This window comes from Streptomyces sp. CY-1, from assembly GCF_047218265.1.
Lineage (GTDB): Bacteria > Actinomycetota > Actinomycetes > Streptomycetales > Streptomycetaceae > Streptomyces > Streptomyces niphimycinicus.
Genome location: NZ_CP178393.1, coordinates 3,443,586 through 3,470,524 on the forward strand (window position 1 = coordinate 3,443,586; position 26,939 = coordinate 3,470,524).

The window sequence follows — 26,939 nt, forward strand, 5'->3', positions numbered from 1 at the left end:
TGCGGCTTGATCCACGTCATCCTGCGGTGCCCGGCGGGCTCGCCAGGGCTCAGGCCCCCGTACGGCTCGCGGCCCGGGACAAACCGGCACCCACCGCCGCGCCTGCCGCCCGGCCTGGGGCCGGGGCCGTGCCTTTCACGGCGCGGCGCCGACGAGCGCGTGCCGCTCGACGGCCCGCGCCTCGGCGGCCGCGCCCCTGGCGTACGCATCAAGAGGCATCAGTGGCAGAGGGGTTGCGCGCCGCGCTTGCGGCGGGCCTTGAGATCGCCGCGAGCGCCGCGCCCCCGAGGAAGCATCCGGCCGCGATCACGGCGGACAGCCGCATCCCGGCGTAGAAGGCGGAGCTCGCGGACGCCGCGGCGAGGGTTCCGAACAGCGCCACGCCGATGGCGCTGCCCAACTGCCGGGCCGCGTTGAACGCGCCCGACGCCGCGCCGCGCACCTCGTGCGGCGCGGCCTCCATCGCCGCGATCGTCGCCGACGGCATGGTGAACGAGGTGCCGAACCCGGCCAGCAACAGCGGTACGACCAGCAGCGCATACGGCGTATGCGGCCCCACGGCCGCCCAGCCGAGCAGCCCCACCGCGCCCGTCAGCAGCCCGGCCACGGCCGGGACATGGGTGCCGACGCGCGCCGCGACCCGCCCGGACAGCGGCGAGGCGACCGCCACCAGCGCGCCCATCGGAAGCAGCGCCAGACCGGTGGAGAGCGGGTCCCAGCCCCGGTGGCGCTGGAAGTAGAGGGTGGTGAGGAAGAGCAGCCCGTAGAAGCCGAGGTTGAGCAGCACCCCCACGGCCAGGGCGGCCGGGAACCGGAAACCGGTCAGCAGCCGCGGCGGCAGCGCGGGCGCCACCGCGCGCCGCTCCAGCCACAGGAACAGCGCCCCCGCGAGCGGCGCGGCCGCCAGGGTGCCGAGCACCAGCGGATCGGTCCAGCCGCGCCCTCCCGCCTCGTTCAGCCCGGCCGTGAGGGCGGCCACCGCGAGGACGCCGGTGAGCTGGGCGGCGAGGTCCAGTGGCGGACGCTCCCCGCGCGGGCGTGGACGCGGGCGCGCGGCGGGCACATGACGGATGGTGAGCCGGACGGCGAGCACGCCCAGCGGGACGTTGACGAGGAACACGGTCCGCCAGCCCACGCCCCACACCAGCACCCCGCCGAGCACCGGACCGGCCGCCGCGGCGACCCCCGCGATACCGCCCCACACCCCGAACGCCCTGGCCCGCGCGGCCGGTTCGGGGTGCAGCGCCCCGAGCAGCGCGAGCGAGGCGGGCACCATGGTCGCGGCCCCGGCCCCCTGTGCCAGCCGCGCGCCGACCAGAACGGCGGCGGTCGGCGCGAGCGCGCACCCGGCGGAGGCCACCGTGAACAGCCCGAGCCCGGCGAGAAACACCCGCCGATGGCCCAGCCGGTCCCCCAGCCCGCCGCAGAACAGCAGCAGCCCGGCGAAGACCAGCGTGTACCCGTCCACGACCCACTGAAGCGCCCCCTGCCCTGCCGCCAGCCCGGCACCGATACGGGGCACGGCCACATTGACGACGGTGACGTCGAGGATGACCAGGAAGTACCCGAGGCAGATGGCGACCAACGGCACCCGCCGCACGGCGGCCGCCACGGGCGGAGCCGAGGATTCCGAGATCCGATGCGTGGAGCGGTACGTCCTCATGCCTCCACCCTCGCCCCGAATCCCTTCGCCCCAGACCGAAACGTGGCGCGCCCAGGCGCGCGGGGAGCGGGGCCACGAACCGCAGAGGACGCCTCCGGGCCCGCCCCGAACCGCGTGCGCACACCGCGGCACACGGCCTACGGCCTACGGCCTACGGCCGGAGGCTCGTACGGCGGGGTGTCCAGCCCGAAGCACACGGCGCAAGGCGCCCGGGCCGAGGCGCGGCGCGCGTAGGGCGCGCAGGGAACGGGGCAAGGCCCACCGGGCGCGGGCGGAGGCCACGGACCACATCGCACAGCCTCCGGCCCCTGGCCCCGCGCCCCGGCCTTGCCGAGCCCGAAGCACCGGCACGCCGGAGCACACGGCGCAGGCGGAGATTCATGGGGCCAGGCATCCAGCCCCAAGCGCGCAGCGGCAAGGCACGCAGGCCGAGGCGTGGCGCGCACAGAACGGGCACGGCCGTGGGTCACATCGCGCACCGCCCCGCTCTGCCCAAGGCGCGGGCGCGCCACAGGCCGGAGGCTGGAATGCGCGGCGCCCCAGGGTCGGCCGCCAACAGGGCCAGGCATGCGGGGAACGGGCGGGGCCGGGGCCACATCGGGCGGCCCCCGGCCCTCGGCTCCCGGCCCCGCCCGCAGCGCGCGGCGCAAGCCCCGCGCTGCGGGTCGTATCGCCGAGGTGTGCGCGGGCGTCCGCGCACGCTTCGGCCGCTGCCGAAGCGACCCCGGCCTACGCTGGACGCATGGCCACCACCACGGACGCCCGTGACGCCGACATCGCCCGCGCGGCCGCCGCGATCGCCGATCCGTCTCGTGCCCGCGTCCTGCAAGCGCTGTTGGAGGGCCGCGCCCTCCCCGCGAGCGTGCTGGCCACCGAGGCCGGGGTCAGCGCCTCCACGGTGAGCGGGCATCTGGCCAAGTTGCTGGAGGCCGGGGTGGTGCGGGTCGAGCCGCACGGGCGGCACCGCTACTACCGGCTCACCGGCCCCGCCGTCGGCGAGGCCCTCGAGGCGCTCGCCCGGATCGCCCCGCCGCTGCCGGTCACCTCGCTGCGCCAGAGCACCCACGCCCACGCCCTGCGCCGGGCGCGTACCTGTTACGACCACGTCGCGGGCGCCCTCGGGGTGGCCCTGATGGCGGCGCTGCTGGAACGCGGCGTCCTGGAAGGCGGCGACGGACGCTTCCACCCCGAGGCGGCGGAGAGCGACCGGCTGTCCGCCCCGGGCAACGACACCACGTACCGGCTGACGGACCCGGGGCGCGCGGAGCTGGCGGCGTTCGGCGTGGACGCGGACGGGCTCCCCGCGCGCCGCCCGCTGATCCGCTACTGCGTGGACTGGACCGAGCAGCGCCACCATCTGGCCGGGGCGCTGGGGGCCGCCCTGACGGACCGGCTGTTCGCGCTGGACTGGACCCGCCGTGGCAGCCGCCGCCGTGTGATCCACCTGACCGACGCGGGCCGCACCGGCCTGGAACGCACCTTCGGCGTCGTCGTGGACGCCTGACCACACCCAGTGGCCCAACCACCCCCAGCACTCGACACCGCCCGACCCTGGGCACGCCCACCCTCGACGTCATCGTGGACACCTGACCACGCCCAGTGGCCCAACCCCAGCACTCGACACCGCCCGACCCTGGGCACGCCCGTCGTGGACGCCCGACCTCGTCCGCCCCTGGGCACACCCGTCGTCGACGCCTGACCCACCCGGCCCCGGACACAACCGTCCTGGACGCCCGACCCCGTCCGGCCCCGGCACCGTCCCGGACGCCCGACCAAACCCGGCCCCGGGCACCACCCGGCCCCGGGCACGCCCGTCGTGGACGTGACCACATCCGCCCCGGACGCCCCTCCTGGACGCCCGACCACACCCGGCCCCGGCATCCGTCCTGGACGCCTGGGCACGCGCTCCGCCGCCTGATCAGCGACCGTCCACCCCGCGCCCCCGCCGCCTGGCCAGCGGACCGCCCGCCCCGCGCCCCCGCCACCTGAACAGCGACCGCCCCGCCCCGCCGACCCCGCGCCCCCACGCCCCCACGCCCCCGCCACCCGAGCAGCCACCGTCCCGCCCGGGCGCCCCACACGCCCACACGCCCGCCCCTACCCCAGCGCCGCCACCCGCTCCCGGTAGCCCCGGGCCGGGGCCGCGTCTCGGTAGGGCTCCAGGCGGCGCTCGAAGTCCCGTACGTACTCGACGGCCCGCACCGACCGCATCTCCGAAGCCTGTTGTGCCGCCTCCGCCGCGAGCTGGCACGCCTGTTCCAGCTCGCCCAGGCCCAGTCGTGCGCTCGCCAGCACCACCCGGCAGAACAGGCGGCTGCGCGCGAAACCGGCGCCGTGCAGTTGCAGGGAGCGCTCCGCGTGCTGGGCGGCGGCCCGGTACTGCTGTAGATCGCGGTGGCAGTGGCCGAACTCGTCGGCCAACTGCGCCTCGTCGAAGAGCCGCGCCCAGTACGGCGCCTCGTCGCCCGGCCGGGCCGTCTCCAGCGCCCGCTCGGCGCGGGCGAGCGAGGCGGTGCACGCGCGCACCTCGCCCAGGACGCCATGGCCGCGCGCCTCGATCGCGTGCAGCAGCGACTGGAGCACCGGCGGGGCGCCGCCGCCGACCCCCTGCTGGGCCACCCGGGCCAACTGCACGGCCTCCCGCCCATGGCCGAGGTAGACGGCCTGGCGGCTCATCGTCACCAGCACATAGCTGCCGTACGAACGGTCCCCGGCCGCCTGTGCCAGCCGTAGCGCCTGGACGAAGTAGCGCTGTGCCAGACCGTGGGCGGCGATGTCGAACGAGGTCCATCCGGCCAGCCGGGTCAGATCGGCGACCGCGCCGAACAGCCGCCGCCCGGTCGCCTCGTTGTACGAACCGCGCAGCATCGGCTCGCCCTCGTGCTCGAGATAGCGCACCAGGGCCTGGCGGGCGTGGCCGCCGCCGTACGTCTGGTCCAGCGCCGCGAACAGCTCGCCGACCGAGCGCAGGGCCGCGATGTCGCCCGAGGTCACCCGGTAGCCCGGGGCGCGCCGGTCGCGGTCGTGCCGACGCTGACGGGGCAATGGCGCCCGCCCCTGGGCACCGTGAGCGCCATGGCCGCCATAGGCGCCGTGCGCGCCCTGGAGGGCCGCACGCCCCGGTGCCACCCCGGCCACCCCCGCCGGGCCGCCCGCAGGGCCACCCGCCCGGCCACCCTGCGCGGGCAGCCGCGCACCCGAGGTCCCAGCCCCGGCCCCGGCACCCGCCGCGCCGCCCCCGGGCCCCGTCCCCGCTCCCACGCCCGCCCCCGCCGGGACGCCGCCCGCCGGTGGCTCACCGCGCGCCACCCGGTCGTCGGGCCGCCCGATCAGCCAGTCGCGGCTGGGGACGACCAGCCCCGCCGGGGTGAAGGCGATCTTCCGCAGCTCCGCATGGCTGCCGGAGTCCTTCCGCCACAGCCCGCTGACGATGTCCACCGCCTCCTGCGGCGTGGCGGCGAACTCCAGCCCCGCGTAGACGGGCGCACAGGCGTCCAGGCCCAGGTCCTGGGCGGTCAGCCGTCGCCCCAGCCGCCGGGTGAACACCTCGGCGATCAGCGCCGGGGTGGTGCCGCGTGGCTGCTGTCCGCGCAGCCACCGCGTCACCGATGTCTTGTCGTACCGCAAGTCCAGACCGTGCTCCAGCCCGAGCTGGTCCACCCGCCGGGCCAGCCCAGCGTTGGAGAAGCCAGCCTCGGCGATGAGCGCGGCGAGCTGACGATTGGGAATGCGCTGTGGGGGTCGTTCCGTCATCAGCTTGCCGGTCTCCCTGATCGCTCTGTGGAACGGCGCGAATGTAACTGCCGCTCGAGGGCTGATCGCGGCCGTCGGGCGGCATTCATCCGATCGTGTGAGAACGGGCCGGGTGAGGACGTAAGGGGACACGGTCGTACAGTGGCGGGGGCGCCGCCGCGAGGCTCCGCCCCCAATCGCACGTGGGCCGAGAAGGAGCTTGCCGTGACCGCCGTGACCACTGCTTCACCGGGGTCGGTCCCCGGTTCACCGGCGCTGCGCTACGTCCACCTGGGCTTCGGCGCGGACGCCGTGGACTACGAGGAGGCGTGGCAGGAGCAGCGCCGGGTGCACGCCGCCCGCTTCGCGGACGAGATCCCCGACACCTGCCTGCTGCTGGAGCACCCCCCGGTCTACACGGCGGGGCGGCGCACGGCCGACAGCGAGCGCCCCCTGGACGGCACCCCCGTGGTGGACGTGGACCGCGGCGGCAAGATCACCTGGCATGGCCCGGGCCAGCTCGTCGGCTATCCGATCCTCAAGCTGCCGCGCCCGGTGGACGTCATCGCGCATGTCCGCCGCCTGGAGGAGGCGCTGCTGCGCACCTGCGCGGAGTTCGGCGTGGAGACCACCCGGGTGGAGGGCCGCAGCGGGGTGTGGGTGCTGGGCGACCCGGTGGACCAGCGCCCCGCGCTCGGCGGGCTGAAGCTGGACTTCGACCCGCGGGTGGCGGACGAGGAGTTCGACGCACGGCTGAACGGGCCGGAGTACGCCCCGTCCAACGCCGGGCAGCGCCGTGAGGACCGCAAGCTGGCCGCGATCGGGGTGCGGATCGCCAAGGGCGTGACGATGCACGGCTTCTCGCTCAACTGCAATCCGGACAACACCTGGTTCGACCGGATCGTGCCGTGCGGGATCCGGGACGCGGGTGTGACCTCGCTCTCGGAGGAGCTGGGCCGGGATGTGCCGATCGCCGAGGTGCTGCCGGTCGTCGAGCGGCATCTGCGGGAGGTCCTGGAGTCCACCGTCCCGCTGCCCCGGGCGGTCTGACCCTCCCGGGCGGGCCCACCGATCGAGCCCACCGATCGAACCCAACGATCGGGCCCAACGATCGGGCCCACCGGCCGGGCCCCGGCGACCCCAGCAGCCCAGCCCTTCCAGGTCCGGCCCTGCCGGGAATGCGCCCTCACCGCTATCGGTTGCCCTGGACGTAAATGCGTACGAACCACGGGCGTACTCTGGTGACCGCCGACGATTCGAAAGCCCGCCGGCAAACTCGCCACGCCGAGCCGCCAAGCAGAGCCAAGCAAAGAGGAGTGCCGGACGTGTCCGCAGTCGCACCCGACGGACGCAAGATGCTGCGCCTGGAGGTCCGGAACAGCCAGACCCCCATCGAGCGCAAGCCCGAGTGGATCAAGACCCGGGCGAAAATGGGCCCCGAGTACACCGAACTGCACGGCCTGGTGAAGCGCGAGGGCCTGCACACGGTGTGCCAGGAGGCAGGCTGTCCGAACATCTTCGAGTGCTGGGAGGACCGCGAGGCGACGTTCCTCGTCGGTGGGGAGCAGTGCACCCGACGCTGTGACTTCTGCCTGATCGACACCGGCAAGCCGGAGCCTCTGGACCGCGACGAACCGCGCCGGGTGGCCGAATCCGTACGCACGATGGAGCTGAAGTACGCGACCATCACCGGTGTGGCCCGTGACGACCTGGAGGACGGCGGCGCGTGGCTCTACGCGGAGACCGTCCGCCAGATCCACTCCCTGATGCCGGACACCGGTGTGGAGCTGCTGATCCCGGACTTCAACGCGGTCCCCGAGCAGCTCGCCGAGGTCTTCTCGTCCCGCCCCGAGGTGCTCGCGCACAACGTCGAGACGGTGCCGCGGATCTTCAAGCGCATCCGCCCCGGCTTCCGCTACGAGCGCTCGCTCGAGGTGATCACCAAGGCGCGCGAGGCGGGTCTGGTCACCAAGTCCAACCTGATCCTGGGCATGGGCGAGGAGCGCGAGGAGATCAGCCAGGCGCTCCAGGACCTCCATGACGCGGGCTGTGAGCTGATCACCATCACCCAGTACCTGCGGCCGTCCGCCCGGCACCATCCGGTGGAGCGCTGGGTCAAGCCCCAGGAGTTCGTGGAGCTCAAGGAGGAGGCCGAGGAGATCGGCTACGCGGGCGTCATGTCCGGCCCGCTGGTCCGTTCCTCGTACCGGGCCGGCCGGCTGTACCAGCAGGCCATCGAGCGGCGCAATGTCGCCGCGGCCTCCCCGGCGGTCTGAGTTCACACTCCGTCACATACTGTGCTCCGATCGGCCGTGTGAGCAACACGCTGTGTGATTGCGAGCACACACATATCCGAGGGCTCCGAAAACGCCGCAGGTCAAGGGCGGGATGCGGGCCGCAGCAGGGCTTCATCGGTGTTTGACCGGCCAGTCACGCACTGGTAACACCAATGGGTAACGATTGAGCCACGCACTGCTTATACGTTGTGCGTAGCGATCATCCGCCGCTTCCGAGGGGTATCCATGCCGGCTGCGCCCGTACGCCCGTCCGTCACCGACGCGCTCCTCGTCCTGGAGGGTCTGCTGCTGCGGGGCGGGCAGCGCACCGCCCGCCGCAACGCCTGGACGGCCGTGCTCGAGGACCGCCGTCGGGCCAAGGACCGGGACGAGGCCGAACACGTGCTGGAGGCCGTGTCCACCAGCGCCTCCCAGGCCACGTAAACTTCGCTGTATGGCGAGGAAGGAAACATCCGAGAACCCCGGGCGGCTGAAGCAGATCGCCCTGACCTACAAGATGACCAAACGGGTCGACCCCAAGGTCACTCTTGTCGTCGCCGGCGTGGGGATTGTCACCTTCGGTGTCCTTCTCGCGATCGGCTTCCTGATCGGTCACCCGATCTTCACCGGCATCCTGGGCTTCGTCCTGGCGTTCCTCGCGATGGCGATCATTTTCGGCCGCCGTGCCGAGCGGGCCGCCTTCGGACAGATGGAGGGCCAGCCGGGCGCGGCGGCGGCGGTGCTGGAGAACGTGGGCCGCGGCTGGTCGGTGACCCCCGCGGTGGCGATGAACCGGAGCCAGGACGTCATCCACCGCGCGGTGGGCAAGGCGGGCGTCGTGCTGGTCGCCGAGGGCAACCCGAACCGGCTCAAGGGCATGCTGGCCGCCGAGAAGAAGAAGATGGCGCGCATCGTCGCGGAGGTCCCGGTCCACGATGTGATCGTGGGCTCCGGCGAGGGCCAGGTCGAGATCAAGAAGCTCCGCACCACGCTGCTGAAGCTTCCGCGGGTGCTGCCCGGCGCACAGGTCACGGTGGTCAACGACCGGCTGCGCGCGCTGGGCGACCTGATGAGCAACATGCCGATTCCGAAGGGCCCGATGCCCAAGGGGATGCGGATGCCGAAGGGGCGCTGAGCCCTCCCCGCACCACCGGAACGGATACGCGACGGCGGCCCGGACATGGAGTCCGGGCCGCCGTTTCGTGCGTTACGCCGTTGTACGCAATCCGCCGCGCGTCATCAACCCGCCGCGCGTCATCCGGTGTGATCCCGGGGCTCAGACCCTGATCTGCACGGCGCGGGAGAGCCGGTCGTGCAGCCCGCGGGTGTCGCGGTCCCAGACCACCGCCGGGATGACCAGCACCACCAGCACACTGCGCAGCACGGCCTTCGGCAGGCTCAGCCGCACCCCGCCCTCCCCGATGACCCGCAGCTTCAGCAGCAGCTTGCCGGGGGTGGCGCCGACGGTGCCCACCGTGACCAGGCTCAGCACCAGGAAGACCAGCAGCGCCCAGTTCCCGGCGGCCTGGGCGTCGCGGCCGGACAGCAGGGCGTAGGAGACGAGCAGGCACAGGGCCCAGTCGATGAAGAGCGCCCCGAAACGGCGTCCCAGCGGCGCTATGGCGCCCGGTCCGCTCTCGGGGAGCCCGAGCCCCTGGCCCCGGTAGCCGAAGTCGACGCCCATGTCCTCGGCGGCCGCGCGGGGCCCGGAAAGCCACGATCCGATTGCTTGCCTCTTGTCCACCCGTCTACGTTACTGCGACCGCATACGTTCCCCGGGCCTGGCCCCCGCCCGCTGGTTCCGGGCCGGCCGTTCGATGCCTTTTCCGAGGCCACGAGGTCCCCGCAACCCCCCTCGGGCCGGTTAACCTGGGTGAAACAAATGGGTCATGCCCGGGAAATCCCGTCTGCCTATGGTCGGCGACAGCGCGCCACCGCACATGGACCGCGCGACCGGACAAATCCCCGTCCCACCGCGGCCGGGCTAGGAGGAGTTGGATGTTCCAGAACGCCGACGACGCTCGGAAGTACATCTCGGACGAGGACGTCAAGTTCGTCGACGTCCGCTTCTGCGACCTTCCCGGCGTCATGCAGCACTTCACCGTACCGGCGGAGGCGTTCGACCCGAACGAGGAGCTGGCCTTCGACGGCTCGTCGATCCGCGGCTTCCAGGCCATCCACGAGTCGGACATGGCCCTGCGCGCGGACCTCTCCACGGCGCGTGTCGACCCGTTCCGCCGGGACAAGACCCTCAACATCAACTTCTTCATCCATGACCCGATCACGGGTGAGCAGTACAGCCGCGACCCGCGGAACATCGCCAAGAAGGCCGAGGCGTACCTCGCCTCCACCGGCATCGCGGACACCGCGTACTTCGGCCCGGAGGCGGAGTTCTACGTCTTCGACAGCGTGCGCTTCGACACCAAGGCGAACGAGTCCTTCTACCACATCGACTCCGAGGCGGGCGCCTGGAACACCGGCGCGCTTCAGGACAACCGTGGCTACAAGGTCCGCTACAAGGGCGGCTACTTCCCGACCCCGCCGGTCGACCACTTCGCCGACCTGCGCGCCGAGATCAGCCTGGAGCTGGACAAGGCCGGTCTCCAGGTCGAGCGCCAGCACCACGAGGTGGGCACCGCCGGCCAGGCCGAGATCAACTACAAGTTCAACACGCTGCTGGCCGCGGCCGACGATCTGATGCTGTTCAAGTACATCGTCAAGAACGTGGCGTGGAAGAACGGCAAGACCGCGACCTTCATGCCGAAGCCGATCTTCGGTGACAACGGCTCGGGCATGCACGTCCACCAGTCGCTGTGGCAGGGCGGCTCCCCGCTCTTCTACGACGAGCAGGGCTACGCGGGCCTGTCGGACACCGCCCGCTACTACATCGGCGGCATCCTCCGGCACGCCCCGTCGCTGCTGGCCTTCACCAACCCGACGGTGAACTCCTACCACCGCCTGGTCCCGGGCTTCGAGGCGCCGGTCAACCTGGTGTACTCGCAGCGTAACCGCTCCGCCGCGATGCGTATCCCGATCACCGGCTCCAACCCGAAGGCCAAGCGCGTCGAGTTCCGCGCCCCGGACTCCTCCGGCAACCCGTACCTGGCCTTCTCCGCCCTGCTCCTCGCGGGTCTGGACGGCATCAAGAACAAGATCGAGCCGGCCGAGCCGATCGACAAGGACCTCTACGAGCTCGCCCCCGAGGAGCACGCGGGCGTCCCGCAGGTCCCGACCTCCCTCCCGGCCGTCCTCGACTCCCTCGAGGCCGACCACGAGTTCCTCCTCCAGGGCGGGGTCTTCACCTCCGACCTGATCGAGACCTGGATCGACTACAAGCGCACCAACGAGATCGCCCCGCTCCAGCTCCGCCCGCACCCGCACGAGTTCGAGCTCTACTTCGACGTGTGATCCGTGCCGGCTCCGGCCGAGCCCCCGCCGCCGCCCCGATGGGCGGGGCGGGGGCTCGGCGTTTGTGCGGAGGGGTCAGGTGGCGTTGACCGTCTGGGTGTCGGTGCCGGAGGACGGCAGGAAGCCGGTGTCGCCGTTGTAGAGGGCGACCACGGGGTTGGTGCCGACGCCGAGGGTGTTGAGGGACAGCGTCGCGGTGCCCGCCGACAGGGGCTGGACGAAGGCGCCGCCGCCGGAGCCGCCGATGATGAAGGTGACCGTTCCGGTCGGGACGCCCGCACCGGGTGCGACCGGGGTGACGGTGGCGGTGAACGTCACCGACTGCCCCAGCGTGGACGGATCCGGCGCCGAGGACACCGATGTGGTGGTCGCCGACTGGACGACGAGGATGACGTTGGCGCCGGTGGAGGGGGAGAAGTTGGTGTCACCGTTGTAGTTGGCGAGGACGGCGTAGGCGCCGACGCTCAAGCTGGGGACGGTGACCGAGGTGGTGCCGCCCGTCAGCGTCCCGGTCAGGGTCGGGCCGCCGGTGACGACGAAGGTGACGGTGCCGGTGGGAGTTCCGGTGCCGAGCGGGATGACGGTGGCGGTGAGCGTGACCGACTGGCCGGACGTCGCGGGTTGGGGTGAGACCGTGACCAGGGTGATCGTGGGCGTAGCCATGGTGGCCCTCCAAGTGGTGTGGGGTGGTGGGCCGCTGCTCGCCACGCATGCGGGAACACGGCGCGGCGGTGCATCGGAGGCTAGGGGGTGCGCACTTACGGCGATCCACGCGGGAAGATCCCCGCGTCGCCGTCCCCCGGCAGATGTGGAACCCACCGGTCTGTAGCACCAGTAGGCGCGCGACTCGCCGCCACCGCCAGAGAGTTGCCGCCTAATTACCCCGGATAGCGCAGCGCTCGACGGGCTTCCCCGCGCACACCATCCGCTTCGTGCGGCGCGCGTTCCGCACGGTCGGAGCACCGCGTACGCACCGCGCATACGCGTGTGCCGGGGGCCGTGCCGGGGCCTGCCGCGGGCGCGTCGGGCCGGGGTCAGCCGCCGAAGTCGCCCCCGAAGCCACCGCCGAAGCCACCGCCGTCGCCGAAACCACCGCCGAAGTCGCCGCCCCCGGCGTCACCGCCGCCCCCGCCGTCACCGAAGCCACCACCGAAGTCGCCCGTGTCGTAGCCGGGGTCGAGGGACCCGCCCAGCAGTGTGCCGATCAGCAGTCCGGGCAGCAGCATCGAGCCGTATTCGCCGAAGTACCCGCCGGCCCAGGGCCCGTAGGCCGGACCGGCCTCCCAGTACGGGCGCCGCCGGTCGCCGCCGACCGGGACGGTGCGGGAGTCCGGATCGAGGCCGTCGTCGATGCGAGTGGCGTCCGCGGCGCAGGCGGGGACGGAGCGCTGGGTGCCGCCCGGGGGCGCCCATTGGACGTCCCGGACCGAGGGGCCGTGCCGCGGGTCGAAGAAGCACGGCGGGCGGCGCTCGGGCAGCGGCCCGCCCTCGCGGCGGGCATCGAGCACCGCCAGCGCGAAGCGGCCCTCCTCCAGCGCCTCGGTCACCGGCCGTATGTCCTCGGGGCGCCGGGCGGCGGCCGACTTGGCCTTGGCCTCCTCATAGGCGTCCAGGGCGCGGCCGTAGTCGTCCGCCATCTCGGGGGTGGACGCGGGGTCGGCCGGGTCGAAGCCGGTCCGGCCGAGCTTCTCGCCGTACGCGGTGATGTCCTCCTCGACCGCGCCGCGCACCTGCTCCAGTTCGGCCCGCTCGCGCTCGCGGAGCTGCTTGCGGGTGCGCCGCAGCAGGTAGAGACCGCCTCCGCCGACGGCGGCCAGAATGATCAGCACCACCACGGTGTCCCCCACCGACATACCGGTGGAGTCCCGCGCGCCCTGGTCGCCGCCGGTCCCCTGGCCGCGCTGGTCGTGGGCCGCCTTGGCCGCGTCGGTCACGAAGCCGTTCAGGACCGCCGCGAGGTCGCGCGGGTGCTGCCGCAGGTTCTGCGCCGCCAGCGCCCGCGAGGTGCGTCCCGGCAGCACCGAGGTGTCGGAGGCGGCCCCGAAGGAGGAGCCGAGGGCCACCGCGTAGATGCCGGGACGGTCGACGGCGGCCCGCAGCCGTCCGAAGACGCGCTCGCCCCCGTACGCGGGATTGTCCGGCAGGACGGCGACGTAGACGGGCACGCCCGCGTCGCGGATATGTGCCACCAGGCGGCGCGCCTGTCCGGCGCTCAGTGCGTCGGAGGCGCCGGGATCGACGTATACGGGGCTGTTCCGCAGCGCCTTGCCGATCTTGTGCACATCCGTTTCGGCAGCCGCGCCCCCGGCGGTGAGCAGCACCGCCGTCAGGGCGACGAGGACGGCCAGCAGCAGCGTGCCCCATCGCGGCGTCTTGACGGACACATCTCGCGATTACCCGCATAAGGTTCAGATATGCGTGGATCCGGCTTTTCCGCTCGGGTCGACATCCGATGTACGTGGCTGAGCCCGGCCACTGCCCCTTTCGGCGGTGGCGGGGCCCAGTGCTGTGGGGATCAGCTCATGGTGGTGGTCACTGTGCCGCTGTCCGGCTCCGTGACGACCTGGATGTACTCGGAGACGCCGGAGGCGCCGAAATTGGCGTCCCCCTCGTAGACGGCGCTGACGTCCCAGTTGCCTGCCGTCAGCGCCCGTTCGAGGAAGGCGAATCCATTGGCGTCCAGGGTGGAGATCGTGGTGATCGTGTCCACACCGTTGGTGAGGATGAAGGTGACCAGGCCCGTCGGGGTGCCGTCGCCGGGCGGGATGGCTTCCACGAAGGCGACGAAGTCGACGGATGTGCCCGCCTCGGACGGGTTGGGGTTGGAGCTGATCGAGGTCCTGGAGTTCGCGAAGTTCACCACCTGTGTGAGCGGCGCCGATGTCGACGTGGCGAAGTTGGTGTCACCGCTGTAGGTGGCCGTCACGGTGTGCGACCCCGTACCCGGGGCGCTGGTGGTGAACGTCGCCGTGCCGCCCGTCAGCGGTTGGGTGGATGTGCCGCCGCCGGTGCCGGTGATCGTGAAGGTGACCGTGCCGGTCGGGGTGCCGGTCGCGGGCGGGGTCGGCGTGACCGTGGCGGTGTACGTGACCGGCTGACCGAAGACGGACGGGTTGGCCGAGGACGTCAGTGTGGTGGTCGTGGCCGCGGGGCCGGGGTTCACGGTGTGGGTGTCGGTGCCGGTGGACGGCAGGAAGTCCGTGCTGCCGTTGTAGAGGGCGACCACGGTGTGGGTGCCGACGCCGAGGGTGCTGAGGCTGAGTGTCGCCATGCCGCCGGACAGCGGCTGGGTGAACGTACCGCCTCCGCTGCCGCCGATGATGAAGGTGACCGTGCCGGCCGGGGTGCCCGCGCCCGGCGCGACCGGGGTGACCGTGGCGGTGAACGTCACCGGCTGCCCCAGCGTCGAGGGGTCCGGCGCCGAGGTCACCGTGGTCGTCGTCGACGCCGGGATCACCAGGACGGCCGTGGTGCCGGTGGACGAGGTGAAGTTGGCGTCGCCGTTGTAGGTGGCGGTGACGATGTGGGTGCCGCCGCTCAGGCCGCTCACGGTGACCGAGGCGGTCCCGCCCGACAGCGTCCCGGTCAGGGTGGGGCCACCGCTGACCACGAAGGTGACGGTGCCGGTGGGGGTTCCGGTGCCGAGCGGGATGACGGTGGCGGTGAGCGTGACCGACTGCCCGGAGACCGCGGGGTTGGGTGACGCCGTGACCAGGGTGACAGTGGGTGTAGCCATGACGGGCCCTCCAAAGCGGTTGGAATGGTGGGCCGTTACTCGCCATGCGCGACTGCGAGCGCGCGGGGCGGTGCATCGGAGGCTGGGGGTGCGGGGGTGCGCACTTGCGGCGATCCGCACGGGAACATTCCCGGGTCGCCGTCCCCCGGCAGATGGGGAACCCACCGGTCTGTAGCACCAGTAGGCGCGCGACACACCGCAAACTCCAGGGAAGCACCCCGAATTACCCCATACAGCCCAGCGCTCGCCTCTTCCCTCGGCGCACACCCCCCACCCCGCGCACGGCGCGCGTCCCGTCTCCCGGCCCCCCGCGCACGCGTGGCGCCGAAGCATACGGAACGGGGAAAGCGAGGGACCCGGGGAAAACGAGAGAACCGGGGAAAACGGGGGAAACGGGCGATCCGCCGCCGGACGACGGATGAGCCCATGTGCGGCTGGTCGGCGGCTAGTCGGTGCGGCCGGTCGCGGCGACGGTGACACCGAGGCCGATCATGGAGAGTCCGCCGACGCCGCCGACCAGGGCGAGGCGTCGCGGGGAGCGGGCGAACCAAGTGCGGGCGGTGGCCGCGGCCAGGCCCCAGACGCTGTCGGAGACCACCGCGATGACGTTGAAGACCAGGCCGAGCAGCAGCATTTGGAGGGCGACATGCCCCTGGTCACGGTCGACGAACTGGGGCAGTACGGCGGCGAAGAACACGATCGTCTTGGGGTTGGCCACACCGACCGCGAACCCCTCCCACAGGGTGCGCAGGCCCCCGCGGGTGGGGCCCTCGCCGGTGAAGGCGGCGTGCAGGGAGCGGCGCTGCCGCACGGCCTTGACGCCCAGGTGGATCAGATACGCGGCGCCCACCAGCTTCAGCGTGGTGAAGACGACGACCGAGCGCTCCACCACGGAGCCGACGCCCAGCGCCACGGCTACGACCAGCACATACGCCCCGAGCGCATTGCCGATGACCGTGGTCAGCGCCGCGCGGCGGCCCTGAGCCAGTGCCCGGCCGACCACGAAGAGCACGCTGGGGCCGGGGATCACGATCAGCAGAAAGGACATGACGGCGAAGGCGAGCAGCCGGTCGGTGGACACCATAGGGCGCATCGAAGCACGCGAGCGGGGCGCGACTCCAGCCCTTTTTCCGGTCATCCGAGGCCGGATGAGGTCTCGTCCGGTCCGGTCCGCAGCGCTACTTGCGGGTGCGCGACGCCTGTGAGAGCGCGTCGATGGTTACCCCCACGATGGACAGGAGTTGCGCCGGGCCGGCCCCGGCTCTGCTCATGACGGCGAGAGACTGGTTCACGGCGGCCACGTGTTCAGCGAAGGTCTCGGCGTCCTGGTCGGTGAATCGGCCTGCCTTCAGTGCGGCGCGCAGACGCAAGCGCTGGAAGCCCAGCGCCTCCTTCGCGCGTGCCGCGACGCTCTGGCTCAGCACCGGAATTGCCATGGCCGATTGGGCGACCAGGCACCCGTCCGGCAGTTCGGGATCGGCGATGCGCGCGAGGGTGACGTCGAAGAACGCACGAACGGCCGTAAGAGGCTCGGAGGCCGCACACGACAGGGCGGCGTCGTACTTGTCGCCGTAGCGCGCGGCATAGCGATCCAGGCAGCGCAGGAAGAGCGTGTCCTTGTCGCCGAGCGAGGAGTAGATGGAGCTGCGGTTCAGGCCGGTCGCCCGGGACAGATCGTCCACTGAGGTATCGGCGTAGCCGGCGCGCCAGAACTGGATCATCGCGGCGTCAAGTGCCGTGTCCATGTCGAATTGCTTCTTGCCTGCCACGTGGCACTTCCTTGCCGGTGTGTCGATGTTCCGTGCTGCGTCGACCATCCTATCTTGAACCAGTCGGTTCAAGATGTGCTAGCGTCCAAGCACGGTCATGGCCGGGCGTCGCCCACAGCGCGACATTGTTCGTCCAGCCCGGGCTCGTCACCCCTGTCCCGCTACTGGTCCTCACCGGTCAGGCCGTCGGGCCCCGGACGTCGAGCAGCGCGCCGGCCGTTCCCGGCATCCGCACCGCACTCGTGGGCCCAACCCTGGGGCGAAGCTCCGGACCAGGACACCCAACACCGACGGAGGATCCCCGTGACTGACCCTGCGACCAGCGCTCGGCACGTCCGCGAAAACAACCCTGTCCCCGATCTGCCCCTGCACGACCTGGCGGGATTCACTCACCGCTGGGTTGACGCCGACGGCGTCCGCCTTCATGCCGTCGAAGTCGGACGGCCGACCGGCCCAGCCATTGTCCTGCTCGCCGGATTCCCGCAAACCTGGTGGTCATGGCGGAAGGTCATGCCCAGCCTCACCGACCGGTTCCACGTCATCGCGATCGACCTGCCGGGTCAGGGCCACTCCGAGCGTCCGGAGCGCAGTTACGACACGCACACGGTCGCCGCGCATGTCCACGCCGCCGTGAAGGCTCTCGGAGTGTCGACTTACTGGCTGGTCGCCCACGACATCGGCGCCTGGGTCGCTTTCTCCCTCGCACTCAAATTCGAAAGCCAACTGCGCGGGGTTGCCTTGCTCGACGCCGGAATTCCCGGCATCACCCTCCCCGAGGCGATTCCCACCGACCCGGATCGGGCGTGGAAGACCTGGCATTTCGCGTTCCACCTCGTGCCCGACCTGCCCGAGACCCTGCTTGCCGGCCGCGAACGGGACTACGTCGGCTGGTTCCTGAAAGTGAAGGCCCTCTCTCCCGACACGTTCGAGGACGCCGAACTCGACCACTACGCAGCGGCCGTCGCCGTCGACGGTGGCCTCCGTGCTTCCCTCGCCTACTACCGAGACTCCGCCGAGTCGGCGCGCAAGAACCACGAGGCGCTCAAGCGACAGCACCTGACCGTGCCCATACTCGGAATCTCCAGCAGCCACGGCTCCATCCCGGACATGGCGTCCTCCATCGGCCCATGGGCCGACGACGTCACCGGAGTCGTCGTGCCCGACGCCGGCCACTTCATCCCCGATGAGCAGCCCGAGGCCGTCGCTGCCGCTGTAGCCGATTTCATCCTCGACGGCGACTGACACCGGTCGGACCTGCCCGACCGCACACCACCCCAGTCCGCGCGAAGGCACGCCGGTCCTGGTGGTCAGGGACTCGGGAACCAGCCGGTTTCGGCGGCGCGGGCGCGGGAGGCGGCTATTTCGGCGTAGGCCCGGTCACGGCCCTCCCAGTGGGAGCCCTCGACGGACTTGCCGGGCTCGAGGTCCTTGTAGACCTCGAAGAAGTGGGTGATCTCCCGCCGGTCGAATTCGGGGACGTCCTCGATGTCCTGGACGCCGACATAGCGCGGGTCATGGGCCGGGACGCAGAGGATCTTCTCGTCCGGGCCCTGCTCATCGCTCATGCAGAACATGCCGATGGCGCGGCAGAGGATGACACAGCCGGGGAAGGTCGGCTCGGCGACGGTGACGAGGGCGTCCAGCGGATCGCCGTCCCGGCCGAGGGTGAGGTCGACGAAGCCGTAGTCGGCCGGGTACTTCGTCGAGGTGAACAGCATCCGGTCCAGCCGGATCCGGCCGGTGTCATGGTCCATCTCGTACTTGTTGCGGGACCCCTCCGGGATCTCCACGACCACATCGAACTCACCGTGCTCCATCGCGGCCTCCGGTCACCCGTGCGCTCCGCTGTCCTTCCAGTGTGCGCCCGGCCGGCAGGGCGGGCAGCTCGGACCTGGGCATCTCAGCCACCCCGCACGAGGGCGTCGATCTCGGCCTCGAAGAGGACCGAGGGATCGAAGCCCATGCCCGTGAACTGGCCTTGCACATCAAGGCTGATCACGCCGTGGAGCCGGGTCCAGGTGCGCAGCGCACGGCCCTTCAGCTCGCCACCGGGCTCCTCCCCGACCGTCCAAGGGCCCGCGCCCTCCAGATGGCGAGCCAGCTCGGCCTCGAGCTCGGTGAGGGGCTGCCGGCCGCTCATGGCGGCGCCACTCCCCTCGGCGACGCCGCCACCGGCACCGGCGCCGCCGACGGTGGCGCAGGCGTCGACGATGGTCCGCATCAGCCCGGCCGAGATCTCGGTGGTCTCCGGCGGCGCGTGGTAACCGGGCACCGGGGTGCCGTAGATGAGCAGATAGCGGTCGGGCTGCCGCTTCGCCCAGTCGCGCAGGGCGAGGGCCAGGGCGCGGAAGCGGTCGGCGGGGACGGCGTCGGCGACGGCCCGGGCGAGGGTCTCGGCCAGATCGCGGTAGGCGTCGATGATCAGCTCGGTCAGCAGCTCGTCCCGGCTCGCGAAATAGCGGTAGAGCGCGGGGCCGGTCATGCCCATCGCCTTCGCGATCGCGTTCACCGAGATGCCGGCGGTGCCCGACTCGGAGAGCTGGGCCAGGGCCACGGCCTTGGCCTCCTCCCGGGTCTGTTTGCGGTAGCGCTCTCGCCGTGGTGTCGCCATGGGCGGGCCTCTCGTACGGGTCGTCGATCTCGGACTTGACACTTCGAGAGTAACAGGTTCATTGTTTGGTTAGAAGCTCTCACAACAACGAGAACGCCTCACAGGAAAGCGAGATCCGCCATGATCACCGAAGTCGTTCTGCCGGGCCAGGTGGAGCCGGAGGGGCTCCAGCTCCGCACCCGTCCGCTGCCCGAGCCCGGTCCCGGGCAGGCGCTGTTGGCCGTCGAGGCGTCGGGGGTCTCCTTCGCCGAGCAGCAGATGCGCCGGGGGAAGTACTACGACCAGCCGCCGTTCCCCTTCGTGCCCGGCTATGACCTGGTGGGCAGGGTGGTCTCGACCGGCCCCGGGGTGGATCCGGCCCTGCGGGGACGCCGGTTCGCGGCGCTCACGAAGATCGGCGGCTGGGCCAGCCACGCCCTCGTCGAAGCAGGCGATCTGGTGGAGGTCCCCGAGGGGGTGGACCCGGCCGAGGCCGAGACGGTGGTGGTCAACGGGATCACCGCCTGGCAGATGCTCCACCGTGTGGCCAAGGTGCGCCCCGGGGCAACCGTGCTGGTCCACGGGGCCAACGGCGGAGTGGGCACCACACTGGTCCAGCTCGCCCGCCATGCGGGCGTCAAGGTCATCGGCACCGCCTCGCCCCGCCATCACGACGCGGTGCGCGCCCTCGGCGCCACCCCGCTCGACTACCGCGATCCGGATCTGCCCGGCCGGGTGCGCGCGCTGGCGCCGGGCGGGGTCGACGCGGTCTTCGACCACATCGGCGGCGAGGGCATCGTCGACTCCTACCGGCTGCTCGCCCGCGGCGGCACGCTGGTCTCCTACGGCACGGCGGCCACCCGGGACGTCCCCGGATCGTCCCGGACCCCGGTGCTCAAGCTGTTCGCCCGGCTGGCCCTGTGGAATCTGCTGCCCAACGGACGGGGGGCGCACTTCTACAACCTCTGGGCCGGACGGCGGCGGCCGGCCGCCTACCAGGCGCGGATCCGCGCCGATCTGGGGCAGGTGCTGGCGCTGCTGGCGAGCGGTGAGTTCACCGCACTGGTGGCGGCGCGGATACCGCTCTCCGATGCCGCGGAGGCGATGCGGCTGGCCGAGTCCGGCACCGTCACCGGAAAGGTCGTCCTGGTCGCGGACCAGGACGCCCGCCGGGGCGGCGAGGAGGGCACGCGATGAGCGGCAAGCCCTATGTCAGCGGTCACTACGCCCCGATGGCGGTGGAGTCGACCGTCTGGGGCCTCACCGTCCACGGCTCCCTGCCTCCCGAGCTGACCGGCCGCTATCTGCGCAACGGCCATAACCCCCCGCCCGGGGTGGTGCCGTCACACTGGTTCAAGGGCAGCGGCATGGTCCATGGGCTGCGGCTGCGCGACGGAAGAGCGGAGTGGTACCGCAATCGCTGGGTGCGGACACCGGCCCTGCACAGCGCCATGGAGACGGCCACGGGCGGCGAAGGGGCCGCCCCCGGCGGCGAGGGAATGGACTCGGGCGGCGAAGGGGCGGACGGCGCGGCGGATCTCATCGCCAGCGTCGCCGGCACCCATGTGATCGAGCACGCGGGCCGGGTGCTGGCCCTCCAGGAGGCCAATCTCCCCTATGAGTTGACCGCCGAGCTGGCCACGGTCGGCGCCTACGACTTCGGGGGAAGGCTGACCCGGGCCATGACGGCGCACCCCAAGGAGGATCCGGTCAGCGGGGAGCTGCACTTCTTCTCGTACTCCCCGTCAGCGCCCCATCTCGTCTATTACGTCGCGTCCCCCGACGGCCATATCGTCCGCGAGGAGACCATCGAGGGCGCGGGGCCCTCGCTGATGCACGACTTCGGGCTGACCGAGCGCTATGTGGTGTGGCTGGATCTGCCGGTGGTCTTCGACCCCGCCGAGCGCTCCGGGATCCCCTACCGCTGGTCCGATGGCTACCGGCCGCGCATCGGGCTCATGCCGCGCACCGGGCCGCCCCATGTCACCTGGTGCGAGGTGGAGCCCGGCGCCCTGCTGCATATCGCCAACGCCTATGAGGATCCGGCGGGCCGCATCGTCGTCGAGGGGCCGCGCTATGACCGGGCCGCCTGGCAGACCTCCTGGAAGTGGTGGACCGGCGCCCCGGGCCACGCCGCGGTCCCGCTGGTCGGCTCCCTGCACCACCGCTGGATCCTCGACCCCTCCTCGGGCACGGCACGGGAGGAGCCGCTGGACGACCTGGTCACCGAGTTCCCCACGATCAACGACGGTGTGCTGGGGCGGCCCAGCCGCTATGGCTACGCCGTCGCCTTCCCCGGCAGCGGACTGGAGGAGTACGCCCTGGTCAAGTACGACGCGGCCACCGGAGCCCGGCAGATAGCGCCGACCGGACCGGGCCGGATGCCCGGGGAGGCGGTGTTCGTGCCCGCGGATGGGGGCGGCGGAGTGGGCGGAGGAGGAGGCGAGGACGACGGCTATCTTCTGACCCTCGTCAGCGACCTCCGCCGGGACGCCTCCGAACTGATCGTCCTGGACGCCCGGGACATCACGGCCGCCCCCGTCGCCACCGTGGAGCTGCCCCACCGCGTCCCCGCGGGGATCCACGGCTCCTGGATCCCCGACCCGGCCACCGGTCCGTGATAATTTTCGTATACGAGTTGTATGCGAAGTTGTTTGCGAAGCAGCATGGGGGCCCAGTGCCAGCGCAGTCCGGACGAGAAAAGGCGTACGCGTTCCTCAAGGAAACCGTGCTGACCGATCCTGACATGCAGGGCCGATTCCTCACCGAGCAGGAGATCGCCGACCGGATCGGCATCTCCCGGACCCCGATCCGTGAGGCCCTGCTCCTGCTGGCGGCCGAGGACCTGGTCCAGCTCGTCCCCAAGCGGGGTGCGCATATCGCCCCGCTCTCCGGCCGGGAGATCACCGAGCTGATGGAGCTGCGCGGGATCGTCGAGCGCTACGCCGCCGAGCACACCATCGAGGCGGGCACGGTGCCGGTCGCGAAGCTGGTGGAGCTGCTGGACCGGCAGCGCGAGCTGATGGGGCCGGACCAGGCCAAGGAGTTCATCGCCATCGACCACCTCTTCCACGCGACCATGGTCGCCGCGGTGGGCAATGAACTCCTCAGCCGGCACTACGAGGGGCTGCGCAGCCGCCAGATCCGGGCCGGAGTGGTGGCCCTGTACAACCAGACCGGCCGCCAGGAGGAGGTGCTCGGCGAGCACCGGGCGATCCTGGACGCGGTGGCCTCCGGGGACATGCAGGCGGCCCGCACGGCGATCAGCGCCCATCTGGAGTCGACCCTGAAGGTGCTGCTCACCGGGTGACTCCCGGCCCGGCGGCCGGACGAGTGAGCCACCGCCCGGCGGCCGGACGGGTAAGTCACCGCCCGGCGCCCGGACCGGTGCGTCACCGCTCGGCGGGGGCCTCCGGATAGGTGATCACCAGCATGGTGACGCCCTCCTCGGAGATCCAGGGGCCATGCGGCATCCCCGGGGGGCGACAGGCGTAGAAGCCGCGCGAGAAGGTCTTCCCCAGGGTCAGATCGCGCATGCTGCCCTCCAGGAGATAGACCTCCTCCCAGCCGTCGTGGCGGGCGACCCCGGACGGGGAGGTGTCCGTTCCCGGCTCCCAGCGCACCAGGGCGGTGGCGTGGGTGCCGCTCCCGTCCACGGCCAGGATCTGTTCGCTGACCCCCGCGCCCGCGCCCGGCGGCCGCTGCCAGGGCCCGGAGGGCAGATGGAATTCGAGCTCCGGTTTGGCCCCTTCGGCCTCGTTGGCGCCGCTCACGGGTTTACCCCCAGCCTGCGGTTGGCCAGCACGGACACCGTGCGGCGCACCGCCGTGACCTCATCGGTGTCCACGTCCCCCACCAGCATCCCGGGCCCCGCGTCCAGCCGCTCCCGTACGGTGCCGTCGGGGCCGATCAGGGCGCTGTGGCCGATCCCGGTGGGGGCGGAGGCCGCAGGGGTCACGCCGGACGCCGCCGGGTCGGCCTGGCCCACGGCCGCCAGCCAGATGGTGGCGTCGAGCGCCCGCGCGCGGGTCAGCAGCTCCCACTGCTCGCGCTTGCCGGGACCCGCGCCCCAGGAGGCGGGCAGCACGGAGAGCACCGCGCCCGCGTCGGCGTGGGCCCGGAAGAGCTCGGGGAACCGTACGTCGTAGCAGGTGGCCAGGCCGATCCGGACGCCGTCGAGGTCGAAGGTCACCACCTCGGAGCCCGGTGCCACGGTCTTGGACTCGGCGAAGCCGAAGGCGTCATAGAGATGGATCTTGTCGTAGGAGGTCTCCACCCCCGGGCCGGTGGCCAGCAGGGTGTTGGTCACCCGGCCATCGGGCGCCGGGGTGAACATCCCGGCCACGATCACCAGCCCGGCGTCCTTCGCGAGCTGCCGGACCTCGGTGGCCCAGGGCCCGTCCAGCGGTTCGGCGATCGGGCCGAGCTGGGTGCCGAAGCAGGCCATGGCCGCCTCCGGGAAGACGACCAGCCGCGCCCCGGCCTCCGCCGCCCGCCGTGTCTCCTGGCGCAGCAGGGCGAGGTTCGAGGCCGGGTCCGGGCCCGTGGTGAGCTGGCTCAGTGCGATGCGGAGGGGCATGGCGGGTGCTGCCTCATTTCCTGGTCGGGAGGGTCGGAGTGTAGGCGGGGTACCGGGGTGGCGGGGATACGCGGTCCGTCCCGCGTATGTGATCCCATCCCGCCCCTTCCCCGGCACGGCTCGCTTTACAGCTCCACGGAGGGACGGACAGGACAGGACGGAACAGTCAGGACACGGTGGTGGTGGAGGAGGTGGCGCGGCCGACGGGAAGCGGCTCCGGCTCCTCCTCTTCGGCGGCGGAGGGGTCCCGGCCCAGCCAGAGACCCGTCACCGTGACCGCGGCGGTGAGCGCGATGTAGACGGCCAGCGGCACCCAGGTGTGATAGGTCCCCAGCAGCGCGGTGAAGAGCAGTGGCGCGACCGCGCCGCCGATGATCCCGGCGAGGGTGTAGGCGAGCGAGGAGCCGGTGTAGCGCAGCCGCGGGGAGAACTGCTCGGCGACGAAGGCCGCCTGCGGCCCGTACATCAGCGAGTGGATCACCAGCGCGCCGACGACCCCGAGGGTGAGCAGCGCCCAACTGCCGTCCGCGACCAGCGGGAAGAACAGAAACGGCCAGACACCGGCGGCGACGGCGGAGCCCGCGTACAGCCACCGCCGGTTGACGCGGTCCGAGAGCGCCCCGGCCAGCGGGATGAGCACGATCTGTAGCGAGGAGCCGATCAGCACGGCGGTGAGCGCCGAGCCGCGTGACATGTCGAGTTCCTCGGTGGCGTAGGTGAGCACGAAGACGGTGAACATCGCGTACAGCACATCGGGGGCGACCCGGCAGAGGATCGCGGCGGTCAGCGCCCTCGGCTGGGTGGTGAACACCTCGCGCACCGGCGCCTCCGGGCGGTCCTGCGCGGCCTCCATCGCCTTGAAGACCGGGGTTTCCTCCAGCTTGGCGCGGACCCACAGGCCGAATCCCACCAGGGCGCCGGAGAGCAGGAACGCCACCCGCCAGCCCCAGTTCAGGAACTGGTCCTCCGTCAGCAGCGCGCCCAGCGCGGCCAGGACGCCGTTGGCCAGCAGATTGCCCGCCGGAGGGCCGACCTGCGCGGCGGAGGCGTAGAAGCCGCGTCGCCGCGGATCGCCGAACTCGCTGGACAGCAGCACCGCACCGCCCCACTCACCGCCGACGCCGACGCCCTGGGCGAAGCGCAGCAGCACCAGCGCGGCGGGGGCCGCGACGCCGACCGTGGCATAGGTGGGCAGCAGCCCGATCAGCAGCGTGGCGCTGCCGATGAGCACGAGCGTCGCGATGAGCACCTTTTTGCGGCCGATGACATCGCCGAGGCGGCCGAAGACAAAGCCGCCGAGCGGCCGGGACACATAGCCGACGGCGTAGGTGGAGAACGCCAGCAGGGTCCCGGTGAAGGGGTCCTTGGAGGGGAAGAAGAGGTCGCCGAAGACCAGGGCCGCGGCGGCGGAGTAGACGGCGAAGTCATACCACTCCAGGGCGGTGCCGGTGAGGCTGGCGACGAAGGCGCGGCGGACCCCGGACCGGTCGGCCCGGGGCGGTGCGCTCGATGCGGTGGGCTGCATGTTCCGTCCTCGAATGGTGCGTGAGGCTTACGTGATGGTACGTGGCGTTTGCACGGTGGTGCGATGAGATGGTCGGGGGTGTGCGTGGGTCGACCTTCCGGCATACTTGTTGTATACCAAGCGTATGCGCAACCCCTCCGGGGGAAGTTAACCGCTTCGAAATCGCAGAAACAGCAGATCGCCGAAGAGCACATCGCCCCACCGCGCCTTGGAGAGCACAGCCCATGACGTCGCAGCCCACCCAGCCCGCCCGGTCCTCGCTCACCTTCGAACTCCCCGATGGCTCCCTCCACCATGTGGAGGTCGTCCAGGTGCTCAACGCGGGCTACGCGGGACGCAGCCAGGACGATGTGGCCGCCCATGTCGCCGAGCTCGCCGAGCTGGGCGTACCCGCCCCCTCCGTGACGCCCGCCCTCTACCCCGTCTCCCCCTACCTCGCCCAGCAGACCGGCCAGGTCAGCGTCCAGCACGCCCGCACCTCGGGCGAGGCCGAGTGGGCGCTGGTCGTGGCCGCGGACGGGGAGCTGCTGCTGACGGCGGCCTGTGACCACACCGACCGGGCGCTGGAGGTGCACGGCGTGGCCTGGAGCAAGAACGCGGCCCCCGATGTGCTGGCCACCCGCGCCTGGCGGCTCTCCGATGTGGAGTCCCGCCTGGACGATCTGACGCTCCGTGCCTGGGTCACTCACGACGGTGAGGAGACCGAGGTGCAGAGCGGCACCCTGGCCGAGCTGCTGCCGCCGTCCTACTGGGTCGAGGTGCTGCGCGAACGCGGCGACCTGGTGCCCGGCACCGTGCTGATCTCCGGCACCATCCCGATGGCCGAGGACGTGGACCAGTTCGCCGGGCGCTGGCGGGTGGAGCTGGGCGACCCGGCCACCGGCCGGACCATCGACTGCTCCTACAACGTGGTCCCGCTGCCCGAGCCGATCGGCTGAGACGGCCCGCCCCCGGTCACCGGCAACGCGCGAAAAGCACCGGTAACGCGCGAAGGCCGCCCACCGCACGACCCCGAGAGGCGTGCGGTGGACGGCCTTCGCCGATACGCAGACCGTTCAGTGATTCAGCGTCCGGTCAGGTCTCCCTGCCCTTCCGCATCACCATGCCGGCTGCGATCAGGCCGAACAGGCAGGTGACGGCACCCACGACGACATTGTTCACGATCATTCCGATATCGGGACCCCGGGCCACCACCCAGGGGGAGATGATCATCCATACACCGATCGCGGACATGGCCCAGCACAGGCTGTACATCCTCCTCGGCGCCGTGGTGAGGCCGATGCCCAGCAGGGCGATCGCGATACCGAGGACGAGGTTGTTGACCATGAGGTTGGGGCTGGTGCCCGAGAAGTGCACCACCCAGGGAGATATGGCGAAGTACAGACCGGCGAGAAGCACCGGCCCGTCGAGGAAGACAACATCCCGAGCGTCCATCATGCGCGCGTAGCGCTCCCGCATCTCGGACACGTCGGGGTGGCCCGTAAGATCACCTTTCGCACGTGAGACGTCGGCCATGCGACTCGCCTCCTTCGATCCATGCAAGTCCGACCGCGCAGTGCGGTAAAAACACCGCACCCCCATTGTGCGCCTCGCGTTGCTATATAGGTAGATGTCGGATTCGCATCGAATGACGTACAGTTCGCGATCGGCCGCCGTACGAC

25 protein-coding genes are annotated in these 26,939 nt (G+C 71.7%); 11 read left to right on the forward strand and 14 right to left on the reverse strand.

Annotated features, from left to right (window positions below; all coding sequences use genetic code 11):
- Nucleotides 1-208 precede the first annotated feature (208 nt).
- Nucleotides 209-1,663 (reverse strand): MFS transporter, encoded by a 1,455-nt coding sequence (locus ACK1X7_RS14875; protein WP_385151475.1) that lies wholly within the window; start codon nucleotides 1,661-1,663, stop codon nucleotides 209-211.
- 742 nt (nucleotides 1,664-2,405) lie between these two features.
- Between ACK1X7_RS14875 and ACK1X7_RS14880 the strand changes: the two genes are divergently transcribed.
- On the forward strand, nucleotides 2,406-3,167 hold the full coding sequence (locus ACK1X7_RS14880; protein WP_413115155.1) for an ArsR/SmtB family transcription factor: 762 nt from the start codon (nucleotides 2,406-2,408) through the stop codon (nucleotides 3,165-3,167).
- A gap of 593 nt (nucleotides 3,168-3,760) precedes the next feature.
- Here the strand turns inward: ACK1X7_RS14880 and ACK1X7_RS14885 are convergent.
- Nucleotides 3,761-5,416 carry a regulator gene (locus tag ACK1X7_RS14885; protein WP_413115156.1) on the reverse strand — a complete coding sequence of 552 codons (1,656 nt, stop codon included), beginning with the start codon at nucleotides 5,414-5,416 and terminating at the stop codon, nucleotides 3,761-3,763.
- 204 nt (nucleotides 5,417-5,620) lie between these two features.
- Here ACK1X7_RS14885 and lipB point away from each other — a divergent pair, with 204 nt between their 5' ends.
- The 4 genes from lipB to ACK1X7_RS14905 all read left to right on the forward strand — a co-directional run bounded on the left by lipB (nucleotide 5,621) and on the right by ACK1X7_RS14905 (nucleotide 8,806).
- Nucleotides 5,621-6,445, forward strand: a complete 825-nt coding sequence (lipB, locus tag ACK1X7_RS14890) for a lipoyl(octanoyl) transferase LipB (protein WP_413115157.1) — start codon at nucleotides 5,621-5,623, stop codon at nucleotides 6,443-6,445.
- Between the two features lie 275 nt (nucleotides 6,446-6,720).
- A complete protein-coding gene (lipA, locus tag ACK1X7_RS14895; RefSeq protein ID WP_361502526.1) occupies nucleotides 6,721-7,671 on the forward strand; it encodes a lipoyl synthase in 951 nt (316 codons plus the stop codon).
- A gap of 246 nt (nucleotides 7,672-7,917) precedes the next feature.
- On the forward strand, nucleotides 7,918-8,115 hold the full coding sequence (locus ACK1X7_RS14900) for a hypothetical protein (protein WP_216343983.1): 198 nt from the start codon (nucleotides 7,918-7,920) through the stop codon (nucleotides 8,113-8,115).
- 10 nt (nucleotides 8,116-8,125) lie between these two features.
- Nucleotides 8,126-8,806 carry a DUF4191 domain-containing protein gene (locus ACK1X7_RS14905; RefSeq protein ID WP_216343982.1) on the forward strand — a complete coding sequence of 227 codons (681 nt, stop codon included), beginning with the start codon at nucleotides 8,126-8,128 and terminating at the stop codon, nucleotides 8,804-8,806.
- 141 nt (nucleotides 8,807-8,947) lie between these two features.
- Here the strand turns inward: ACK1X7_RS14905 and ACK1X7_RS14910 are convergent, their stop codons facing one another.
- Entirely contained in the window at nucleotides 8,948-9,415 is a 468-nt protein-coding gene (locus ACK1X7_RS14910) for an RDD family protein (RefSeq protein ID WP_078641008.1), read from the reverse strand.
- Between the two features lie 254 nt (nucleotides 9,416-9,669).
- Between ACK1X7_RS14910 and glnA the strand changes: the two genes are divergently transcribed.
- Nucleotides 9,670-11,079 carry a type I glutamate--ammonia ligase gene (glnA, locus tag ACK1X7_RS14915; RefSeq protein ID WP_078641009.1) on the forward strand — a complete coding sequence of 470 codons (1,410 nt, stop codon included), beginning with the start codon at nucleotides 9,670-9,672 and terminating at the stop codon, nucleotides 11,077-11,079.
- 75 nt (nucleotides 11,080-11,154) lie between these two features.
- Here glnA and ACK1X7_RS14920 read toward each other — a convergent pair whose 3' ends face one another.
- The 5 genes from ACK1X7_RS14920 to ACK1X7_RS14940 all read right to left on the reverse strand — a co-directional run bounded on the left by ACK1X7_RS14920 (nucleotide 11,155) and on the right by ACK1X7_RS14940 (nucleotide 16,584).
- On the reverse strand, nucleotides 11,155-11,742 hold the full coding sequence (locus ACK1X7_RS14920) for an Ig-like domain-containing protein (protein ID WP_385158356.1): 588 nt from the start codon (nucleotides 11,740-11,742) through the stop codon (nucleotides 11,155-11,157).
- 371 nt (nucleotides 11,743-12,113) lie between these two features.
- Entirely contained in the window at nucleotides 12,114-13,463 is a 1,350-nt protein-coding gene (locus ACK1X7_RS14925) for a hypothetical protein (RefSeq protein ID WP_413115158.1), read from the reverse strand.
- Between the two features lie 131 nt (nucleotides 13,464-13,594).
- On the reverse strand, nucleotides 13,595-14,815 hold the full coding sequence (locus ACK1X7_RS14930; protein ID WP_413115159.1) for an Ig-like domain-containing protein: 1,221 nt from the start codon (nucleotides 14,813-14,815) through the stop codon (nucleotides 13,595-13,597).
- Nucleotides 14,816-15,260: 445 nt separating this feature from the next.
- Nucleotides 15,261-15,899, reverse strand: a complete 639-nt coding sequence (locus tag ACK1X7_RS14935; RefSeq protein ID WP_385148369.1) for a LysE family translocator — start codon at nucleotides 15,897-15,899, stop codon at nucleotides 15,261-15,263.
- A gap of 94 nt (nucleotides 15,900-15,993) precedes the next feature.
- Nucleotides 15,994-16,584: a TetR/AcrR family transcriptional regulator gene (locus ACK1X7_RS14940; protein ID WP_390792905.1), complete on the reverse strand. Its 591-nt coding sequence runs from the start codon at nucleotides 16,582-16,584 to the stop codon at nucleotides 15,994-15,996.
- A gap of 303 nt (nucleotides 16,585-16,887) precedes the next feature.
- Between ACK1X7_RS14940 and ACK1X7_RS14945 the strand changes: the two genes are divergently transcribed.
- Complete coding sequence (locus ACK1X7_RS14945; protein ID WP_413115160.1) at nucleotides 16,888-17,826, forward strand: alpha/beta fold hydrolase; 939 nt, start codon at nucleotides 16,888-16,890, stop codon at nucleotides 17,824-17,826.
- 65 nt (nucleotides 17,827-17,891) lie between these two features.
- Here ACK1X7_RS14945 and ACK1X7_RS14950 read toward each other — a convergent pair whose 3' ends face one another.
- Both ACK1X7_RS14950 and ACK1X7_RS14955 read right to left on the reverse strand, forming a co-directional pair.
- Entirely contained in the window at nucleotides 17,892-18,401 is a 510-nt protein-coding gene (locus tag ACK1X7_RS14950; protein WP_390792903.1) for an inorganic diphosphatase, read from the reverse strand.
- A gap of 83 nt (nucleotides 18,402-18,484) precedes the next feature.
- Complete coding sequence (locus tag ACK1X7_RS14955) at nucleotides 18,485-19,195, reverse strand: TetR/AcrR family transcriptional regulator (protein WP_390792902.1); 711 nt, start codon at nucleotides 19,193-19,195, stop codon at nucleotides 18,485-18,487.
- Nucleotides 19,196-19,315: 120 nt separating this feature from the next.
- On the opposite strand from ACK1X7_RS14955, the gene ACK1X7_RS14960 reads away from it, so the two are divergent.
- From ACK1X7_RS14960 to ACK1X7_RS14970, 3 genes are read left to right on the forward strand one after another with little or no spacing between them, the layout of a single operon-like run.
- Entirely contained in the window at nucleotides 19,316-20,371 is a 1,056-nt protein-coding gene (locus ACK1X7_RS14960) for a medium chain dehydrogenase/reductase family protein (RefSeq protein ID WP_413115161.1), read from the forward strand.
- Nucleotides 20,368-21,795 (forward strand): carotenoid oxygenase family protein, encoded by a 1,428-nt coding sequence (locus ACK1X7_RS14965; RefSeq protein ID WP_385148387.1) that lies wholly within the window; start codon nucleotides 20,368-20,370, stop codon nucleotides 21,793-21,795. Before ACK1X7_RS14960 ends, ACK1X7_RS14965 begins: the two co-directional genes overlap by 4 nt.
- 56 nt (nucleotides 21,796-21,851) lie before the next feature.
- The gene (locus ACK1X7_RS14970) at nucleotides 21,852-22,484 is read left to right on the forward strand and encodes a GntR family transcriptional regulator (RefSeq protein ID WP_385148390.1); all 633 of its coding nucleotides are present in this window, start codon (nucleotides 21,852-21,854) and stop codon (nucleotides 22,482-22,484) included.
- An 82-nt stretch (nucleotides 22,485-22,566) separates the two neighbouring features.
- Here ACK1X7_RS14970 and ACK1X7_RS14975 read toward each other — a convergent pair whose 3' ends face one another.
- From ACK1X7_RS14975 to ACK1X7_RS14985, 3 genes are all read right to left on the reverse strand, one after another.
- A complete protein-coding gene (locus ACK1X7_RS14975) occupies nucleotides 22,567-22,947 on the reverse strand; it encodes a cupin domain-containing protein (RefSeq protein WP_398159344.1) in 381 nt (126 codons plus the stop codon).
- Complete coding sequence (locus tag ACK1X7_RS14980; protein WP_385148396.1) at nucleotides 22,944-23,753, reverse strand: carbon-nitrogen hydrolase family protein; 810 nt, start codon at nucleotides 23,751-23,753, stop codon at nucleotides 22,944-22,946. The genes ACK1X7_RS14975 and ACK1X7_RS14980 overlap by 4 nt, the downstream gene beginning before the upstream one ends.
- Nucleotides 23,754-23,919: 166 nt before the next feature.
- Nucleotides 23,920-25,278 (reverse strand): MFS transporter, encoded by a 1,359-nt coding sequence (locus ACK1X7_RS14985; RefSeq protein ID WP_385148399.1) that lies wholly within the window; start codon nucleotides 25,276-25,278, stop codon nucleotides 23,920-23,922.
- Between the two features lie 224 nt (nucleotides 25,279-25,502).
- Here ACK1X7_RS14985 and ACK1X7_RS14990 point away from each other — a divergent pair, with 224 nt between their 5' ends.
- Complete coding sequence (locus ACK1X7_RS14990) at nucleotides 25,503-26,216, forward strand: DUF2848 domain-containing protein (protein ID WP_385148402.1); 714 nt, start codon at nucleotides 25,503-25,505, stop codon at nucleotides 26,214-26,216.
- Nucleotides 26,217-26,352: 136 nt separating this feature from the next.
- Here the strand turns inward: ACK1X7_RS14990 and ACK1X7_RS14995 are convergent, their stop codons facing one another.
- Nucleotides 26,353-26,793 (reverse strand): SPW repeat protein, encoded by a 441-nt coding sequence (locus ACK1X7_RS14995; RefSeq protein ID WP_390792897.1) that lies wholly within the window; start codon nucleotides 26,791-26,793, stop codon nucleotides 26,353-26,355.
- Nucleotides 26,794-26,939 lie beyond the last annotated feature (146 nt).